Source organism: Aminobacter sp. Piv2-1 (genome assembly GCF_037625995.1).
In the GTDB taxonomy this organism is placed as follows: domain Bacteria; phylum Pseudomonadota; class Alphaproteobacteria; order Rhizobiales; family Rhizobiaceae; genus Aminobacter.
In genome coordinates this window covers 46,037-61,579 of record NZ_JARKMU010000013.1, presented here as the reverse complement: position 1 = coordinate 61,579, position 15,543 = coordinate 46,037, and the positions used below count along the sequence as shown (strand labels likewise).

Below are 15,543 nucleotides of genomic sequence, written 5' to 3'. Positions count from 1 at the left end.
CTGAATAGATGGACCGCAGAAATATGTTTCCCGCGCCACGCCATATCCTGTTAGCCGCCGTTGCGGGCGTGATCGCCGGCGCGGTCGCGGTATATGTCACCACCACCCTTCGTGGCAACAACGACACCGAGCTGACCGCCGGTACGGCGGCCACCGTCGCCGCCGATGCCAGCAGCCAGGACAAGGTCTGCGCTGCCAAGGCCGACGCCGCCAAGAAGATCGGTGCCGCCGCCACCGGGCAGGTCGCGGCGATGATGCCGGCCGACCCGCCGCAGTCGCTCAAGGGCCTCGCCTTCAACGGCCCTGACGGCAAGCCGATGACCATCGGCGACCAGAAGGGGCGCGTCCTGCTGGTCAATCTGTGGGCGACCTGGTGCGCGCCCTGCCGCGCCGAGATGCCGGCGCTGGACGCGCTCGAGCGCGAGATGGGCGGGGAGAATTTCGAGGTCGTGGCGATCAACGTCGACACCGGAGACGACACCAAGCCGAAGAAGTTCCTGCAGGAGATCGGCATCGCCTCGCTCGGCTACTACCGCGACAACACGCTGACCGTCTTCAACGATCTCAAGACGCGCGGCCTTGCGCTCGGGCTGCCGGTCACGCTGCTGATCGACGGCGAGGGCTGCCTGCTGGCCAACATGAACGGGCCGGCGGAATGGGCAAGCCCGGACGCCAAGAAGCTGATCGAGGCGGCATTGGCGCTGTAAGGGCGGCGCTTGCGTCGATTTGTGGATATGCAGCCACGGGTTGCATGACCATCGGTGCCCTTTCGCCGGCCGGCTTGGCGAAAGGGCCGATCGCCGCATGCCTCGGGCCGTCGGCCCTTTCGTTAGCCGGCATTTTCAAGCTCCACGGAATGTCGGTTTTTCGGCATACCATTTTCGCTTTTCGGAAAAGCGAAACTGATTTTCCAAGCTGCGCCGTAAGCGAAAGCGATACGCGCCGGCCGCGACCTTCATACGATCGCTACAAAACTGTTGTAGGGCTGTCACAAACCGTCAATACTGCTCCCCGCGGAACTAAACCTTTCGCCAACCAGAACGGGAGCGAGACATGAAGACCCTAGGCTTCGCGGCCGGAATTGCCGCGACAATCACGATGTTGTCCAGCACCTCCGCCTTCGCCGTCACGGAGATCACGTGGTGGCACGCCATGACCGGCGCGAACAACGAGGTGGTCGAGACACTTTCCAAGGAATTCAACGCGAGCCAGAGCGACTACAAGATCGTTCCGGTTTTCAAGGGCACCTATCCCGAGACGCTGAATGCCGGCATCGCCGCGTTCCGCGCCAAGCAGCCGCCGGCGATCATGCAGGTCTTCGACGCGGGCACGGGCACGATGATGGCCGCCGAAGGCGCGATCAAGCCGGTGGCCGAGATCCTGTCGATGGGCGGCCAGGCCTTCGACAAGAGCCAGTACCTGCCCGGCATCGTCTCCTACTACTCGAAGCCTGACGGCACGATGCTCTCGTTCCCCTACAACTCGTCCTCGCCGATCCTCTATTACAACAAGGACATCTTCCAGAAGGCGGGCCTCGACGTCGACAATCCGCCCAAGACTTGGCCGGAAGTCTGGGAGGCAGCCAAGAAGATCAAGACCAGCGGCGCGGCCCCTTGCGGCTTCACTTCGACCTGGCTGACCTGGATCCACACCGAGAATTTCGCCGCCTGGAACAACCTGTCCTACGGCACCAACGAGAACGGCATCGCCGGCACCGACGTCGAGCTCAAGATCAACTCGCCGGTCTTCGTCAAGCACTTCCAGGAACTAGCCGACCTCGCCAAGGACGGCACCTTCAAGTATGGCGGCCGCACCTCCGAGGCCAAGCAGATCTTCCTCGCCGGTGAATGCGGCATCTTCACCGAGTCCTCGGGCGGCCTCGGCGACATCGTCAAGTCGGGCATGAACTACGGCACCGGCCAGCTTCCCTACGAACCGGAAGCCCAGGGCGCGCCGCAGAACACCATCCCCGGCGGCGCTTCGCTGTGGGTGTTCAACGGTCTCTCCGACGACCAGTACAAGGGCGTCGCCACCTTCTTCAACTTCCTGTCGCAGACCCCGATCCAGGCGCGCCTGCACCAGGTATCGGGCTACCTGCCGGTCACACTTGCCGCCTACGAGGAGACCAAGAAGTCGGGCTTCTACGACAAGAACCCGGCCCGCGAGATCCCGATCAAGCAGATGATGGGCAAGGCCCCGACCGAAAACTCGAAGGGCGTCCGCCTCGTCAACCTGCCGCAGGTCCGCGACATCGAGAACGAAGAGTATGAAAAGATGCTCGCCGGCCAGCAGACCGCACAGCAGGCGCTCGACAACATCGTTGCGCGCGGCAACAAGGCGATCCAGGAAGCGCTGGGGAACTGAGCCCCGGTCTGATGCCATCGTAGCCTGCCCCTCATCCGCCTGCCGGCACCTTCTCCCCGTAACGACGGGGAGAAGGGACAAGCGGCAACGTGGACGCCCCTCCCTCCCCGTCCTGAGCTAGCCGAAGGATCACGGGGAGAGGGTAAGGGTGAGGGCAGCGCCGACGATGGAGCGAAAGATACCTCCGAAACCAAGCCGTCCCACCTTCTAGGCCAACGCGCCACGAGAGCCACTCATTGACCCCACGCGTCGTCTTTCCCAACCGCATCCTGCCCTATCTGCTGGTCGCGCCGCAGCTGGCGATCACGGCCGTGTTCTTCTACTGGCCGGCCAGCCAGGCGCTCTACCAGTCGATGCTCAGGGAAGACCCGTTCGGCCTGTCGTCGAAATTCGTCTGGTTCGCCAACTTCAAGAAGGTGCTGTCGGACCCGAACTACCTCAACTCGGTCCAGGTCACGGTCGTCTTCTCGATCGCCACCGCCGTCGTCGCCATGGGCACGGCCCTGCTGCTCGCGGTCATGGCCGACAAGGTGGTGCGCAGCCGAGGGCTCTATCGCACGCTGATGATCTGGCCCTATGCGGTCGCGCCCGCCATTGCCGGCATGCTCTGGCTGTTCCTGTTCAATCCGTCGATCGGCTCGCTCGCCTATGGCCTGCGCTGGCTCGGCATCAACTGGGATCCGCTGCTCGACGGCTCGCAGGCCATGACCCTCGTCGTCGCTGCCGCATCGTGGAAGCAGATCAGCTACAATTTCCTGTTCTTCGTCGCCGGCCTGCAGGCCATCCCCAAGTCGCTGATCGAGGCCGCCGCCATCGACGGCGCCGGCGAGAACAAGCGTTTCTGGACGATCGTGTTTCCGCTGCTTGCGCCGACCACCTTCTTCCTCCTGGTGGTCAATACGGTCTACGCCTTCTTCGACACCTTCGGCATCATCCACGCCGTCACCGGCGGCGGGCCGGGCAAGGCTACCGAGACGCTCGTCTACAAGGTCTACAACGACGGTTTCGTCAATCTCATCCTCGGCGACTCGGCTGCCCAGTCGGTGATCCTGATGGTCATCGTCATCGCGCTCACCGCCATCCAGTTCCGCTATGTCGAGAAGAAGGTGCACTATGGCTGAGCCGAAGGCACTTCCGCCCGCAAGCGGCCACGACAAGCTGATGATCGGCCAGTCGAAGGCCGGCGTCTACATGGCGCATGCCATCCTGATCCTCGGCATCCTGATCGTGGCGTTCCCGATCTACTATACCTTCGTCGCCTCGACCCATTCGCTGCAGACGATCCTGCGCCCGCCGCTGCCGCTGCTGCCCGGCGGCGAGTTCTTCAACAACTATCGCGAGGCGCTGTTCGGCGGCGTCGGCCGCATCGGCGGCGTCAGCGTGGCGACGCTGCTCATCAACACCACCATCGTCGCCTTCGGCATCGCCATCGGCAAGATCGTCATCTCGATCCTGTCGGCCTATGCCATCGTCTTCTTCCGCTTTCCGGGCCGGATGTTCTTCTTCTGGCTGATCTTCATCACCCTGATGCTGCCGGTAGAGGTGCGCATCCTGCCCACCTACAAGGTGATGGTCGACCTCGGCCTGATCGACACCTACACCGGGCTGATCGTGCCGCTGATCGCGTCGGCCACCGCGACGCTCCTGTTCCGCCAGTTCTTCCTCACCATTCCGGGCGAGCTGGTCGAGGCCGCGCGCGTCGACGGCGCCGGCCCCTGGCGCTTCTTCAAGGACATCCTGCTGCCCCTGTCGCGCACCAACATCGCAGCGCTCTTCGTCATCCTCTTCATCTATGGCTGGACGCAATATCTCTGGCCGCTACTGGTCACCAACCGCAACGACATGAACACCATCGTCATTGCGCTCAGGAAGATGATCTCCTTCGCAGACGCCGATACCGAATGGCATCTGGTGATGGTCACTTCCATGCTCGCCATCGTGCCGCCGATCCTGGTGGTCGTGTTCATGCAGCGCTGGTTCGTCCGCGGCCTCGTCGAAACGGAGAAATAATGGCAACCGTCGATCTCAAGGACGTCCGCAAGGTCTATGCCGGCGGCGTCGAAGCCGTGAAGGGCGTATCCATCGCCATTCCCGACAAGGCGCTGTGCGTGCTGGTCGGCCCCTCGGGCTGCGGCAAGTCCACGCTCTTGCGCATGATCGCGGGGCTGGAAACCATCTCGTCGGGCACCTGTGCCATCGACGGCAAGACGGTCAACACTGTCGGCCCGACCGAGCGCGACATCGCCATGGTGTTCCAGAACTATGCGCTCTATCCGCATATGAAGGTCTACGACAACATGGCCTACGGCCTGCGCAACCGCGGCACGCCGAAGGACGAGATCGACAAGCGCGTGCGCTCGACGGCCAAAACGCTGGAGCTCGAGCATCTGCTCGAGCGGCGCCCGCGCGAGCTGTCGGGCGGTCAGCGCCAGCGCGTCGCCATGGGCCGCGCCATCGTGCGCAACCCCAAGGTCTTCCTGTTCGACGAGCCGCTCAGCAACCTCGACGCCAAGCTGCGCGGCCAGATGCGCGTCGAGATCAAGAACCTGCAGCGCAACCTCGGCGTCACCTCGGTCTACGTCACCCACGACCAGCTCGAGGCGATGACGCTGGCCGACGTGCTGGTGGTGATGAATGCCGGCCTGGTCGAACAGCTCGGCGCGCCGCTCGACATCTACGAGAAGCCGGCCTCGACCTTCGTCGCCTCCTTCATCGGCGCGCCGCCGATGAACCTTCTGCCGCTCAGGAGCGGTCAGTTCGACGGCGCGATCTCGGTCCCCGCTGTTCCCGCCAATGCGGCAACGCTCGGCTTCCGGCCCGAGGATTGCGAGGTCGGCGCCGACGGTCCGGCCTCCGAGGGCGGGCTCAGGCTGATGGCCAATGTCGAGGGCGTCGAGCCTGTCGGCGCCGAGAGCTTCCTCTACTGCCAGGCGGCCGGCAGCCGCGTCGTGGTGCGCGTGCCCGGCCGCACCGATGTCGTCGCCGGCGACCAGCTGCCGGTCTTCGCCCAGCGCGAGAAGTTGCATTTCTTCGGCAGCGACGGCAAGCGGGTCTGAGGCGCGCCTAGTTGGGGGACGACGAGGGGCGGGCGGAGAGCGCGCCGCCCTTCGGCCGCGGCGCCAGGAAGCGGCCCTCGAAACAGCGGAACGAGATCTCGGCCATCGCGATGGTCAGGAGAAACGAGCTGCAGAACAGCAGCAGCCGGTAGGGCACGGGCAGGCCGTCTGCCGGCACGTCGACATGCCGGAACAGCAATTGCCAGGCGATGGTGATTGCCAGCGCATGGTAGACATAGGCGCCGTAGGAGATCTCTCCGATCCGCCGCAGCACCGGATGCCGCAACAGCCAGTCGAGCGCCGGGTGCCGGGTCGCGGCCAGCGCCACCAGGCCGGCCGACGCGGCTATGATCGCCGAATAGGCGAAGATTTCCCTGTGCTGGCCCCAGACGATGCCCGAGACCACGTTGCGCAGCACGTCGATGCCGCGCGCGCCGACAATGGCGTGGTTCACGTAGACATAGGTCGCCGCATAGGTGGCCAGGGCGAGCAGGCCAAGAACTGCCAGCGGCGTCGCGATCCGCGCCAGGAGCTGCCTGCGGCTGGCGAACGCGAGCAGGGATCCCGAGGCAAAGGCGTCCATGTGCAGGAACGGGCCCGAATAGATGGCGTAGGCCTTGGCCTCGTCGGGCCAGGCGAGCGCGGCCAGCCCCTCTGATGCCAAGCCACGCAGCGCCGGTGCCAGGGGCAGTGCCGCAAACAGCAGCGCGACCACGATCCTGCGCGGGGCGAAGACGAGGATGACCCCGTAGACCAGGTAGAACTGCATCTCCACGGAAATGGTCCAGAGATGGCCCACCGGCCAGCCGACCAGTTCGCCGCGGCCAAGCGCCATCGTCACGTTGTTGAAGAAGCCGAGCAGCGATCCGGCTGCCAGCCCGTCGACCTGGCCACCGAGGAGAAGCGTGAACCCTATGCCGGCCAGCACGTAGAGGTAATAGACGGGAACGATCCTGCGGACCCTGCGGCCGAAGAAGCGGAAAAGCCGTTGTCCTGGTCCTGTGTCGTCCTCACGGCCGATCACGCTCAGGGTGACGACGAATCCGGAGATGACGTAGAACAGCCAGACCCCGGTCCATCCGAATGGCATCAGGCCGCTGTGCTGCGCCACCACCGCGGTCATGGCAAAGCACCGCAGCGAATCGACCGGTCCGACCCGGCCCCCGCCGGAACCTTGCGCCCAAGCTCTTGCCATGCCGTCCTCGCCGCAGCGGGCGATCTCTTCGACCGCGACCGAGGTTCGGTCGCTCGGAGTTTCAACGGGACAAGAATGGCGGCGGGGCCGGCAAACGCAATATCGCCGGCTCTCACCTCAAAGGATGCTGCGCATCGATCCGGAGTAGCTTCCGCGCCGCGGCGGCCGGACCGGCAGCCTAAAGGCGTAGGCGGCCGGCAGGCCGCCCTTGCGGTCAGCGCGTCGGAACCGGGACCTCGCCGCGATAGTCGTAGAAGCCGCGGCCGGTCTTGCGGCCGAGCCAGCCGGCCTCGACATATTTCACCAGCAGCGGGCAGGGGCGATACTTGGAGTCCGACAGGCCGTCGTGTAGCACCTGCATGATCGACAGGCAGGTGTCGAGGCCGATGAAGTCGGCGAGCTGCAGCGGCCCCATCGGGTGGTTGGCACCGAGCCGCATCGCCGTGTCGATCGCCTCCACCGTGCCGACGCCTTCATAGAGCGTGTAGATCGCCTCGTTGATCATCGGCAAGAGGATGCGGTTGACGATGAAGGCCGGGAAGTCCTCCGACACGGTCACCGTCTTGTCGAGGTGACGGACGTAGTCCTTGGCGCTCTCGAAGGTCTTGTCCTCGGTGGCGATGCCGCGCACCAGCTCGACCAGCTTCATCAACGGCACCGGGTTCATGAAGTGGATGCCGATGAAGCGCTCCGGCCGGTCGGTCTGCGCGGCCAGCCGCGTGATCGAGATCGACGAGGTGTTGGTGGCGAGAATCGCCTCGGGGTTCAGCTGCGGGCAGAGCTGCGCGTAGATCTTGCGCTTGATCGTCTCGTCTTCGGTCGCCGCCTCGATCACCAGGTCGGCGCTGGCCAGGTCGGCCATCGCCGGGGCGGACGAGATGCGGGCCATGGCATCCTTGCGGGCCTGCTCTTCGAGCTTGCCCGAATGAACCTGGCGAGCCATGTTGCCGTTGATGGTGGCGATGCCCTTTTCGATGCGATCGGGCGAAATATCGTAGAGCTGCACGTTGTAGCCGGCGAGTGCCGATACATGCGCGATGCCGCTGCCCATCTGGCCCGCGCCGACAATGCCGACCGTCTCGATCTTACCCGTCATCACACTCGTCCCGTCGAAGGCTTTTTTAGATTTGTGCAATGCAAACTAAATGGCCGGGATAGCGTTCGTCTACCCCGGCCATCACATTTTAATACCGCAGTCGGCAGGGCGTCAAAGCGCCTTTTCGAGTTCGGGCAGGACGGTGAACAGATCGCCGACGATGCCGTAGTCGGCGACCTGGAAGATCGGGGCTTCCTCGTCCTTGTTGATGGCGACGATGACCTTCGAATCCTTCATGCCGGCGAGGTGCTGGATCGCACCCGAGATGCCGCAGGCGATGTAGAGGTCGGGCGCCACCACCTTGCCGGTCTGGCCGACCTGCCAGTCGTTGGGGGCGTAGCCGGCGTCGACGGCGGCGCGGGAAGCGCCGACGGCGGCACCGAGCTTGTCGGCCACGGGCAGGATCACTTCCTGGAACTTCTCGGCCGAGCCGAGCGCGCGGCCGCCCGAGATGATGATCTTGGCCGAGGTCAGCTCCGGACGATCGCTTTCCGACAGCTTGTTCTCGACGAAGGAGGACAGGCCGGGGTTGGCAGCGGCGGAGATGGTCTCGACCGCGGCCGAACCGCCCTCGGGCGCCGCCTGGAACGAGGCGGTGCGCACGGTGATCACCTTCTTGGCGTCGGTTGCCTGCACAGTCTGGATGGCGTTGCCGGCATAGATCGGGCGCTTGAAGGTGTCGGCCGAGACGACCTCGATGATCTCCGAGACCTGGCCGACGTCGAGCAGGGCCGCGACACGCGGCGAAACGTTCTTGCCGGTTGAGGTGGCGGCGGCGACGATGGCGTCATAGCCGCCGGCGAGGCCGACGACCAGGGCAGCGGTCGGCTCGGCCAGGCGCTCGGCCAGTTCTTCGGCTTCGGCGAGCAGCACCTTGCGCACGCCCTTGAGCTTCGAAGCGGCATCGGCGGCCGCCTTGGCGCCCTTGCCGGCCACCAGCACGTCGACGTCGGAACCGATCTTGAGCGCCGCCGCCAGCGCCTTGGCGGTCTGGTCGGAGAGCGAAGCGTTGTCGTGTTCGGCGATGAGGAGAATTGCCATTTTATCTTTCCTGTCTTCTCGTTCCCGCGCGACCTGAATTCCGGTCAGGCCGTGCCGAAAACGGTTGGATTCGAGAACCGGAGCGGAGCGTACTTCAGTACGTGAGCACCGGAAGCGCAGAAGCCAGCCGTTTGCAGGCCGGCCTCATCGGAATTCTCACAGCACGCCGGCTTCGTTACGCAGCTTGTCGACCAGCTCCGCGACCGTCTTGACCTTGACGCCTGCCTTGCGGCCGCCCGGCTCCTCGGTCTTGATGACCTTGAGGCGCGGGGTGATGTCGGCGCCGAAATCGGCAGCCGACTTCTCGTCGAGCGGCTTCTTCTTGGCCTTCATGATGTTGGGCAGCGAGGCGTAGCGCGGCTGGTTGAGGCGCAGGTCCACCGTCACGATCGCCGGCATCTTCAGCTCGACCGTCTGCAGGCCGCCGTCGACCTCGCGCGTCACCTTGGCCTTGTCGCCTCCGAGTTCGATCTTCGAGGCGAACGTGCCCTGGGCCCAGCCCAGCAGTGCTGCCAGCATCTGGCCGGTCTGGTTGGAATCGTCGTCGATCGCCTGCTTGCCGAGCAGCACCAGGCCGGGCTTCTCGGCCTCGACCACGCCCTTCAGCACCTTGGCGACGCCGAGCGGCTCGACCGCATCGTCGGTCTTGACCAGGATGGCGCGGTCGGCGCCCATGGCGAGAGCGGTGCGCAGCGTTTCCTGGGCCTGGGCAGGCCCGATCGAGACCACGACGATCTCCTCGACCTTGCCGGCTTCCTTCAGGCGGATCGCCTCTTCGACCGCGATCTCGTCGAACGGGTTCATCGCCATCTTCACATTCGCCAGCTCAACGCCAGAACCGTCGGCCTTCACCCGAACCTTCACGTTCGCATCGACAACCCGCTTGACCGGGACGAGAACTTTCATCGGATTGGTACCTCTCTGAAAAGCGATTTAGTGCGCGCTATAGCAGCGCTTGGCCCGCTGCAATTGTCGATTGCCGACATATTGGGCGGAAAAACAGACCTGACCATGCGCTTTCGGTGGCGGGTGGCTGCCGCAAGCGCGCGGACCGTAGTTGCGGGCGAAGCGCGCTGTCAATATCCGTATGGACGTCAAATCGGTTGAAAATCGCCCTGCCGCGACCCGCTACCTGCGGCCCCAGCGCGGCGCGGGCGAAGCCGGCGGCGGCTCGACCGGGGCAGGCTCCGCGGCTTGTCCCGCTTCGGGATTTTCCGGCGTCGCCGGGACCGTATCCTCGGCCGGGGCGAACAGCGGCACGTCGCGGCTGCGCAGGAACAGCACCAGCACGGCGCCGGCGACGATGCCGCCGACATGGGCCGCCCAGCTCACCTCGTCGTCGCCGCCGATGGCGATCATCAGGAACTGGAAGGCGACCCACAGGATCAGCGGGATCCAGGCGGGGATGCGCAGCGGGATACGGCCGAAGGCCAGCACCCAGACCTTCACCCTCGGGTAGAGAATGAGATAGGCCGCGACGATGCCCGCGATCGCCCCCGACGCGCCGATCAGCGGCGTCTGCGAATCCGGCAGGATCAGCCCGTGCAGGAAGGCGCCGGCGACGGCGCAGAGCAGGTAGAAGGCGAGGAAGCGGAAATGGCCCAGCGCATCCTCGACATTGTCGCCGAACACCCACAGGAACAGCATGTTGCCGCCGAGATGGAAGATGTCGCCGTGCAGGAATGAGTAGGTGACGTAGCTCAGCTTCTCGGGGATGACGACGAGGTCCGGCGAAAGCTCCGCCGTGTCATTCACCACCGACGGTATGTAGCCGAGGCCGAGCACGGCGGCGGTCGCGAAATCCTCGCTGCCCAGGGTGGTGACGAAATAGACGATGACGTTGATGGCGATCAGGCCGAACGTCACATACTGCAGCCTGATGTGGCGCAGATGGTTGGAATCGTACAGCGGAATGAACATGCTCACGGATGCGCCCTCCCGGCGCCAGAGCATCCGTTGCCCTGGTCAGCGGTTCTTTCCGGGCACCCATAGCACATCGGATTTTCCGTTGTCATTGACGACGCGGGCGGCCACGAACAGCAGGTCCGAGACACGGTTGATGTAGCGGATACCTTCGCGGTTCACATGCTCGGCCGGGTCCTGCGCCAGCGCCACCATGACGCGCTCGGCCCGCCGCGCCACGGTGCGGGCGAGGTGCAGGGCCGCGGCGGCAGGCGAGCCGCCGTTGAGCACGAACGACCTCAGCGGCGAAAGGTCGGCGTTCAGCCTGTCGATGTCGGCTTCGATGCGCGCGGTCTGCGCGGCGATGATGCGCAGCGGCTCGTAGCCCAGGTCCTTGCCGCCCTCCGGCGTCGCCAGATCCGCTCCCAGGTCGAACATGTCGTTCTGGATGCGGCCGAGCATGGCGTCGATCTCGGGATGTGCCGGGCCGGTGTGCACGCGCGCCATGCCGATGCAGGCATTGGCCTCGTCGACGGCGCCATAGGCCTCGACGCGCAGGTCGGATTTCAGCCGGCGTTCGCCCGTGCCCAGCCCGGTGGTGCCGTCGTCGCCGGTGCGGGTGTAGATCTTGTTGAGCTTGACCATGTCGCGCCTTCAGCCGCCGCGCGAGAAGTACAGCGCGAGCAGGATGAAGACCAGCGCGATCGCCTGCAGGAGCACGCGCGCCTGCATCAGCTTGTTCGACGTGTTGGCCGAGCCGCCGCGCATCATGTTGAACAGGCCGCGCACCAGTACGATCGCGACGGCTGCCATGAACACGATGGCGATGATGTTGAATGTGGTTCCCATGCGAGGTTCCAGTTTCCCTTGGACGTCACCGCGGCCGGCTCAGGCCTGCCGGGCCAGAATCTTGTAGAGGAGCGAGGCGGGCAAGATGCGCTTCAGCATGACGCCGATTCGCGCCGGCGTCGTCACAACATAGTGCGGCCGCGGGCGAGGCGACAGCAGGGCGTGTCGCAATACCGCATGCACCGCCTCGGGCCCCAGCTTCATGGACGACTTGCTGCCGCCGCCGCGCAGCCGCGCCAGCTGCGCCTGATAGGCTTCGCGATGCACGGAATTCTCGTGGTCGATGTAGCGCAGGAACCAGGGCAACCCGTTGCTGGCGATCCTGGAGGCGATCGGGCCGGGCTCGATCATGGAGACATGCACGCCCGAGCCCTGAAGCTCCTGGCGCATGCACAGCATCAGGCCTTCAAGCGCATGCTTGGAGGCGGCATAGGCGCCGCGGAACCGCACCGGCGTCAGGCCGAGGATCGACGAGCAGTGGACGATGCGGCCGTGGCCCTGGCGCCGCATCACCGGCACGATGCGCCGGGTCAGGTCGTGCCAGCCGAAGAAGTTCGCTTCGAACTGGTCGCGTAGCGCCGCCATCGGCAGGTCCTCGACCGCGCCGGCCTGGGCATGGGCACCGTTGTTGAACAGGGCGTCGAGCCTGCCGCCGGTGCGCTCGAGCACGGTTTCCACCAGCGCCTCGATCGACTGCGGCTCGGCGTAGTCGAGATAGAGCGCTTCCAGTCCGTCCGCCTCGAGTACCGCGATATCCTCCGGCTTGCGCGCCGTGGCGAACACGCGCCAGCCTTCCGCCTTCAGTGCACGGGCGCAATGAGCGCCGATCCCGGACGACGTTCCGGTCACGATAATCGTGCGTAACTCCTTGATCGTGTTCACGTCGCTGCCGCCAAGACTTGCAAACCGGGGCAAACCCTTCCCATATTCGCGGCCTGGAAACAATCGGACGGAGCGGCAAACTGGATCTGTTGCGCAGGATCGTGGCCATCCGGCGCGTGCTCTACGACGCAGCCGGCCACTTCCATGACGACGACGGCTGGGCCATGGCGAGCCATCTCGCCATCTCGGCGCTGATGGCGCTGTTTCCGTTCCTCATCTTCGCCACCACGCTTGCCTCGTTCTTGGGCGCCGACAGGTTCGCCGAAACCGCCGTGCACCTGGTGTTCGACACCTGGCCCGAACAGATCGCGGCCCCCATCGCCCGCGAGGTCGTCAACGTGCTCACCGTGCCGCGCACGGACCTGCTCACCTATGGCGTCCTGCTCGCGGCCTTCTTCGCCTCCAACGGCATCGAGGCGCTGCGCACCTCGCTCAACCGTGCCTACCGCGTCCGCGAGACCCGCACCATCTGGTTCCGCCGCACCCAGAGCCTGATCTTCGTGCTCATCGCCACGATCGGCTTCGTCGCCATCAGCGTGCTCCTGGTGTTCGCGCCGATCATCGCGCGCATCCTCGAAGCCAAGTTCGAGTGGATCAGGCCCTATATGGGCACCATCACCATCTGGCGCTTCACCATCGCCTCGGCGGTCATCGTGCTCGGCCTGTTCGCGGTCCACAAATGGCTGCCCGACGGCCGCCGCGGCTTTCTCAGCCTCGTGCCGGGCATCACCTTCACGCTGGTCGCCTGGCTGATCGGCTCGACGGTGTTTGCCGCCTACCTCGACACCTTCGCTTCCTATGTGACGACCTATGCCGGCCTCGCCTCGATCTTGATCGCGGTCGTCTTCCTCTACATCATCTCGGCGATCTTCATCCTCGGCGGCGAGCTCAACGCCGCCATCAGCCGCTATCTCGAGGCGCGCGCCCGCGTGCCGGGCTGAGCCGTCGCCAGGCCGACGCCCAGCGTGGCGATCGCCATGCCCAGAAGCTGCAGCAGCGACAGCTGCTCGCCGAACAGCAGCCAGGCGATCACCGCCGTCACCGCCGGCACGAGATAGAACAGCGAGGCGACCTTCGACATGGCTCCGTCGCGGATCATCACCATCAGCAGGAAGATCGCGCCGATCGACAGCACGAAGACCAGCCAGGCGAGCGCGAAGATCAGCTCGCCATTGACGGTCATCTGCTGCGTCTCGAAGGCGAAGGAGGCGAGGGTCATGAGGACGCCGGCGCCGACATATTGCCAGAAGGTGCCGGCGACGAGGTCGCCGGCTGTGCCGACGCGCTTCTGCCAGATGGTGCCGGCGCTGATGCCGGCCATGGCGATCAGCGACGCCGTCAGCGTCTGCCAGGTCACGCCGCCGCCGATCGTGCCGAGCTTGGGCGACAGCACGATCACCACGCCGACGAAGCCTACCGCCAGCCCCAGCCAGTGGCGCGGGCGGATTTCCTCGCCGAGCAGGGCGCCCGCCAGTACCGCCGTCACCAGCGGCTGCAGCCCGGCGATGAGTGCTGAAAGTCCGGCCGGCAATCCCTGGTGGATCGCCCAGAACACGCCTCCGAGATAGACGCCGTGCAGCAGCATGCCGATCGCCATCGCATGCATGGCGCCCCGCAGCATCAGATGCTTCGAGCCGATGGCCAGCATGATGCCGCCGAGGATCACCGCCGCGATCGCGAACCGGACAGCCAGGAAGGTGAACGGATCGGCCCATGGCATGGCGTAGCGCGCACCGATGAAGCCGGTCGCCCACAGGAGTACGAAGGTGGCTGGGATCAGCCGCTTGGCAGGGGTCATCGTGTGTCCGGTCTGGTGCATCTCGGGCGGGGTCTCGGGGGAACTTAACGGGATCGCTCTAATGCCGAATATTCGGGCAAGCAAAACGAAACGGTTGATCCATAGAGTCAGCGGACCTGATCGACGAGGCGGTCGGGGGGATGCTTGCCCGGGAGGCGGCCTGGGATAGTTGCGCTGGCGGCCTTTGAAAGGACCGAGCATGCTGTGGAATCTCGACCCGGGCTGGCTCATGATGGCGGTGGCCTTCGTCGCCGTCATGGCCTTTTTCTTTGGCGCCGCGCTCGACGCCATCATGAAGGATGACGGCTTCGGCCCCATCGGAAACACGGTGCTGTTCACCGCCGGCTTCTTCGGTGCCGTGCTGCTCGCCAACAACATGGGGATCATCCTGCGCGACCTGAAATTCGCGGTCGCCTGGGGCCTTGGCGGCGCATTCGTCTTCATCAGCCTGCTGGCCCTTCTCAAGGCCGGCATCGCCCGGATGCTATAGTCCCAGCCGCGACCTCACCGTATCCGGTGTTTCGCCCGCCGCGCGCAAGGCGGCGAGGCCGGTGTCGCGCAGGCTCTTGGACAGCTTGCGGCCGTCCGGCCCCAGTACCAGCCGGTGATGGAAGTAGCTCGGCACGGGCAGGCCAAGGATTTGCTGCAGCAGGCGCTGGATCGACGTCGCGAAATAGAGGTCGCGGCCGCGCACCACATGGCTCACCCCTTGCAGCGCGTCGTCCACCACCACCGCGAGGTGGTAGCTGGTGGGGATCTCGCGCCGGGCGATGACGACGTCGCCCCATTGCCCGGGCTCGGCGGCGATCTCGTCCGAGGCGGTCATCGCCTCGTCCGTCCATTCGCGCCAGTGCAAAGGGCTTTCCAGGCGCGCGGCGGCCGCCTCGGCGTCGAGGCGCCAGGCGAAGGGGGCGCCGGCCGCGATGCGGCGCTTGCGCTCGCTCTCCGCAAGCCTCTTGTCTGTGCCGGGATAGAGCGGCGCCCCGTCGGGATCGCGCGGCCACTTCGCCCCGCCCGCCTCGTGTTCGACGATCGCGGCGCGGATCTCGCCGCGGCTCATGAAGGCGGGATAGACCAGTTCCTCGCGCCGCAGCCGCTGCAGCGCCGCTTCGTAGTCGCCGAAATGCTCCGACTGGCGCCGCACCGGCTCCTCCCAGGCGAGCCCGAGCCAGGCGAGGTCGCGATAGATGCCGGCCTCGAATTCGGGCGTGCAGCGGGTCAGGTCGATGTCCTCGATGCGCAGCAGCAGCCTGCCGCTAGCCCGGTCGGCCATGCGCCGGTTGGTCAGCGCCGACAGTGCATGGCCGAGATGCAGCTCGCCATTGGGGCTGGGCGCGAAGCGGAAGACAGGAGCCGTCAT

At 65.6% G+C, this 15,543-nt stretch carries 17 protein-coding genes; 7 read left to right on the top strand and 10 right to left on the bottom strand.

The features are described 5' to 3' along the window. Positions 1–8 precede the first annotated feature (8 nt). The 5 genes from tlpA to ugpC all read left to right on the top strand — a co-directional run bounded on the left by tlpA (position 9) and on the right by ugpC (position 5,420). Positions 9–707: a thiol:disulfide interchange protein TlpA gene (gene tlpA / locus AmiPiv_RS21190; protein ID WP_340040572.1), complete on the top strand. Its 699-nt coding sequence runs from the start codon at positions 9–11 to the stop codon at positions 705–707. A gap of 346 nt (positions 708–1,053) precedes the next feature. Beyond that, positions 1,054–2,364 (top strand): sn-glycerol-3-phosphate ABC transporter substrate-binding protein UgpB, encoded by a 1,311-nt coding sequence (ugpB, locus tag AmiPiv_RS21185; protein ID WP_340040571.1) that lies wholly within the window; start codon positions 1,054–1,056, stop codon positions 2,362–2,364. A gap of 236 nt (positions 2,365–2,600) precedes the next feature. Beyond that, positions 2,601–3,485 (top strand): sn-glycerol-3-phosphate ABC transporter permease UgpA, encoded by an 885-nt coding sequence (gene ugpA / locus AmiPiv_RS21180; RefSeq protein WP_340040570.1) that lies wholly within the window; start codon positions 2,601–2,603, stop codon positions 3,483–3,485. Positions 3,486–3,525: 40 nt separating this feature from the next. Next, positions 3,526–4,374, top strand: coding sequence for a sn-glycerol-3-phosphate ABC transporter permease UgpE (ugpE, locus tag AmiPiv_RS21175; protein ID WP_340040772.1), 849 nt, complete (start codon positions 3,526–3,528; stop codon positions 4,372–4,374). Continuing rightward, entirely contained in the window at positions 4,374–5,420 is a 1,047-nt protein-coding gene (ugpC, locus tag AmiPiv_RS21170) for a sn-glycerol-3-phosphate ABC transporter ATP-binding protein UgpC (RefSeq protein ID WP_340040568.1), read from the top strand. The genes ugpE and ugpC overlap by 1 nt, the downstream gene beginning before the upstream one ends. A gap of 7 nt (positions 5,421–5,427) precedes the next feature. Here ugpC and AmiPiv_RS21165 read toward each other — a convergent pair whose 3' ends face one another. From AmiPiv_RS21165 to AmiPiv_RS21130, 8 genes are all read right to left on the bottom strand, one after another. Then, positions 5,428–6,615: an acyltransferase family protein gene (locus AmiPiv_RS21165; RefSeq protein ID WP_340040566.1), complete on the bottom strand. Its 1,188-nt coding sequence runs from the start codon at positions 6,613–6,615 to the stop codon at positions 5,428–5,430. Between the two features lie 214 nt (positions 6,616–6,829). Further along, positions 6,830–7,711 carry a 3-hydroxybutyryl-CoA dehydrogenase gene (locus AmiPiv_RS21160; RefSeq protein WP_340040564.1) on the bottom strand — a complete coding sequence of 294 codons (882 nt, stop codon included), beginning with the start codon at positions 7,709–7,711 and terminating at the stop codon, positions 6,830–6,832. A 111-nt stretch (positions 7,712–7,822) separates the two neighbouring features. Further along, entirely contained in the window at positions 7,823–8,752 is a 930-nt protein-coding gene (locus AmiPiv_RS21155; protein WP_340040562.1) for an electron transfer flavoprotein subunit alpha/FixB family protein, read from the bottom strand. Positions 8,753–8,908: 156 nt separating this feature from the next. Further along, positions 8,909–9,658: an electron transfer flavoprotein subunit beta/FixA family protein gene (locus AmiPiv_RS21150; protein ID WP_340040560.1), complete on the bottom strand. Its 750-nt coding sequence runs from the start codon at positions 9,656–9,658 to the stop codon at positions 8,909–8,911. A 222-nt stretch (positions 9,659–9,880) separates the two neighbouring features. After that, the gene (locus AmiPiv_RS21145; protein WP_340040770.1) at positions 9,881–10,672 is read right to left on the bottom strand and encodes a rhomboid family intramembrane serine protease; all 792 of its coding nucleotides are present in this window, start codon (positions 10,670–10,672) and stop codon (positions 9,881–9,883) included. Between the two features lie 45 nt (positions 10,673–10,717). Next, complete coding sequence (locus AmiPiv_RS21140; RefSeq protein WP_340040558.1) at positions 10,718–11,299, bottom strand: cob(I)yrinic acid a,c-diamide adenosyltransferase; 582 nt, start codon at positions 11,297–11,299, stop codon at positions 10,718–10,720. Between the two features lie 9 nt (positions 11,300–11,308). Then, positions 11,309–11,503 carry a twin transmembrane helix small protein gene (locus AmiPiv_RS21135; protein WP_340040556.1) on the bottom strand — a complete coding sequence of 65 codons (195 nt, stop codon included), beginning with the start codon at positions 11,501–11,503 and terminating at the stop codon, positions 11,309–11,311. A 39-nt stretch (positions 11,504–11,542) separates the two neighbouring features. Further along, positions 11,543–12,376, bottom strand: coding sequence for an SDR family oxidoreductase (locus tag AmiPiv_RS21130; RefSeq protein ID WP_340040768.1), 834 nt, complete (start codon positions 12,374–12,376; stop codon positions 11,543–11,545). Positions 12,377–12,471: 95 nt separating this feature from the next. Between AmiPiv_RS21130 and AmiPiv_RS21125 the strand changes: the two genes are divergently transcribed. Next, entirely contained in the window at positions 12,472–13,326 is an 855-nt protein-coding gene (locus AmiPiv_RS21125; protein WP_340040766.1) for a YihY/virulence factor BrkB family protein, read from the top strand. Here AmiPiv_RS21125 and AmiPiv_RS21120 read toward each other — a convergent pair. Next, entirely contained in the window at positions 13,293–14,183 is an 891-nt protein-coding gene (locus tag AmiPiv_RS21120) for a DMT family transporter (protein ID WP_340040554.1), read from the bottom strand. The genes AmiPiv_RS21125 and AmiPiv_RS21120 overlap by 34 nt on opposite strands. Before the next feature lie 199 nt (positions 14,184–14,382). On the opposite strand from AmiPiv_RS21120, the gene AmiPiv_RS21115 reads away from it, so the two are divergent. Beyond that, positions 14,383–14,673 (top strand): hypothetical protein, encoded by a 291-nt coding sequence (locus tag AmiPiv_RS21115; protein WP_340040552.1) that lies wholly within the window; start codon positions 14,383–14,385, stop codon positions 14,671–14,673. Here AmiPiv_RS21115 and gluQRS read toward each other — a convergent pair. Further along, a complete protein-coding gene (gene gluQRS, locus AmiPiv_RS21110; protein ID WP_340040550.1) occupies positions 14,668–15,543 on the bottom strand; it encodes a tRNA glutamyl-Q(34) synthetase GluQRS in 876 nt (291 codons plus the stop codon). The two genes, AmiPiv_RS21115 and gluQRS, sit on opposite strands and share 6 nt — an antisense overlap.